Origin of the sequence: Mammaliicoccus sp. H-M34 (assembly GCF_022386495.1) — a bacterium.
GTDB classification, from domain to species: domain Bacteria; phylum Bacillota; class Bacilli; order Staphylococcales; family Staphylococcaceae; genus Mammaliicoccus; species Mammaliicoccus fleurettii.
The window spans coordinates 1-3,229 of sequence record NZ_JAJNIK010000017.1; the positions used below are offsets into that span (position 1 = coordinate 1).

General features: G+C 39.9%; 1 protein-coding gene. It reads left to right on the forward strand.

The features are described from left to right. Positions 1-3,229: YSIRK signal domain/LPXTG anchor domain surface protein (locus LQ608_RS12300; RefSeq protein ID WP_239752189.1), on the forward strand; the 3,229-nt coding region annotated here is incomplete at both ends.

The window sequence follows — 3,229 nt, forward strand, 5'->3', positions numbered from 1 at the left end:
TTTCTGTGAATGCTGAACCTAAATCTAAAGTTGAAATCTTTGATAAAGATGGAAACAAAATTGGTGAAGGCGTCGCAAATGATCAAGGTGTAGTTGAAATTACACCGACAACACCATTACCTGAAGGTAATATCACAGCCAAAGCGACAGATAATGCGGAAACACCGAATACATCTGACGCTTCTGACCCAATCAAGGCAACTGATACAACAGCACCAGTTAAACCTATCATCACTACAGACTTAACTGGTCAAGCAGGAACTACACCAACTATTTCTGTGAATGCTGAACCAGGTTCTACTGTTGAATTATTCGATAAAGATGGAAACAAAATTGGTGAAGCTATGGCCAATGATCAAGGTGTCGCTCAAATCACACCAACAACACCATTACCTGAAGGTAATATCACAGCCAAAGCGACAGATAATGCGGAAACACCGAATACGTCTGATACTTCAGATCCAATCAAAGCGACAGATACAACAGCTCCGGCTAAACCTGTCATTCAAACAGATCTATCTGGTAAAGCTGGTACGAGAGATCCAATTGTAGTAAACGCTGAACCTCATTCTAAAGTAGAATTGTTCGATAAAGATGGTAACAAAATTGGTGAGGGCATCGCAAATAATCAAGGTGTTGCTGAAATCACACCAACAAAACCATTACCTGAAGGTAATATTACGGCGAAAGCAACAGATAATGCGGAAACACCGAATACATCTGATGCTTCGGATCCAGTTAAATCAAAAGATACAACACCACCAACTAAACCTGTGATTCAAACAGACTTAACTGATAAAGGTGGTACGAAAGATCCAATTCTTGTAAATGCTGAACCTAATTCTAAAGTTGAATTGTTCGATAAAGATGGTAATAAGATTGGTGAAGGTGTTGCTAATGATCAAGGTGTTGCTGAAATTACACCAACTATTCCATTACCTGAAGGTAATATCATAGCCAAAGCAACGGATAATGCGGAAACACCGAATACATCTGATGCTTCAGATCCAGTTAAATCAAAAGATACAACACCACCAACTAAACCTGTTATAACTACAGACTTAACTGATAAAGGTGGTACGAAAGATACAATTGTAGTAAATGCTGAACCTGGTTCTACTGTCGAGTTATTCGATAAAGATGGTAATAAGATTGGTGAAGGTATCGCAAATGATCAAGGTGTTGCTGAAATTACACCGACAAAACCATTACCTGAAGGTAATATTACGGCTAAAGCAACGGATAACGCGGAAACACCAAATACGTCTGATGCTTCAGATCCAGTTAAATCGAAAGATACAACACCACCAAGTAAACCTGTCATTCAAACAGATTTAACTGATAAAGGTGGTACGAAAGATCCTATTGTAGTAAACGCTGAACCTAATTCTAAAGTTGAATTGTTCGATAAAGATGGTAATAAGATTGGTGAAGGTGTTGCTAATGATCAAGGTATCGCTGAAATTACACCAACTATTCCATTACCTGAAGGTAATATCACAGCGAAAGCAACGGATAACGCGGAAACACCGAATACATCTGACGCTTCTGATCCAGTAAAATCAAAAGATACAACACCGCCAACTAAACCTGTCATTCAAACAGATTTAACTGGTAAAGCTGGCACAAAAGATCCAATTATTGTAAAAGCTGATCCAGGCTCTACTGTCGAGTTATTCGATAAAGACGGCAATAAAATTGGTGAAGGCGTCGCAAATGATCAAGGTGTTGCTGAAATTACACCGTCAACACCATTACCTGAAGGTAATATCACAGCCAAAGCAACGGATAACGCGGAAACACCGAATACGTCTGACGCTTCTGAACCTGTCAAAGCGAAAGATACAACACCGCCAACTAAACCTGTGATTCAAACAGACTTAACTGATAAAGGTGGTACAAAAGATCCAATTACAGTGACTACTGACCCTGGAAATAAAGTTGAAATCTTCGACAAAGATGGCAATAAGATTGGTGAAGGCATCGCAAATGATCAAGGTGTGGCTGAAATTACGCCAACAACACCATTACCAGAAGGTAATATTACGGCTAAAGCGACAGATAATGCAGAAACGCCGAATACGTCTGATGCTTCGGATCCAGTCAAAGCGAAAGATACAACACCGCCAACTAAACCTGTCATTCAAACAGACTTAACTGATAAAGGTGGTACAAAAGATCCAATTGTAATAAATGCTGAACCTGGTTCTACTGTCGAGTTATTCGATAAAGATGGCAATAAAATAGGTGAAGGTGTTGCTAATGATCAAGGTGTTGCTGAAATTACACCTTCAACACCATTACCTGAAGGTAATATCACAGCGAAAGCAACGGATAATGCAGAAACGCCGAATACATCTGATGCTTCTGAACCTGTCAAATCAAAAGATACAACACCGCCAACTAAACCTGTCATTCAAACAGATTTAAATGATAAAGGTGGTACGAAAGATCCAATTGTTGTAAAAGCTGACCCAGGATCTACTGTCGAATTATTCGATAAAGATGGCAATAAGATTGGAGAGGGTGTCGCTAATGATCAAGGTATCGCTGAAATTACACCGACAACACCATTACCTGAAGGTAATATCATAGCGAAAGCGACGGATAATGCAGAAACGCCAAATACGTCTGACGCATCTGAACCAGTCAAATCGAAAGATACAACACCGCCAACTAAGCCTGTCATTCAAACAGACTTAACTGATAAAGGTGGTACGAAAGATTCAATTGTTGTAAAAGCTGATCCAGGCTCTAAAGTAGAATTATTCGATAAAGATGGTAATAAGATTGGTGAAGGCATCGCTAATGATCAAGGCGTTGCTGAAATTACACCGACAACACCATTACCAGAAGGTAATATCACAGCCAAAGCAACGGATAACGCGGAAACGCCAAATACATCTGATGCTTCTGAACCTGTCAAATCGAAAGATACAACACCGCCAACTAAACCAGTGATTCAAACAGATTTAACTGGTAAATCTGGCACAAAAGATCCAATTATTGTAAAAGCTGATCCAGGCTCTACTGTCGAGTTATTCGATAAAGACGGCAATAAAATTGGTGAAGGCGTCGCAAATGATCAAGGTGTTGCTGAAATTACACCGTCAACACCATTACCTGAAGGTAATATCACAGCCAAAGCAACGGATAACGCGGAAACACCGAATACGTCTGACGCTTCTGAACCTGTCAAAGCGAAAGATACAACACCGCCAACTAAACC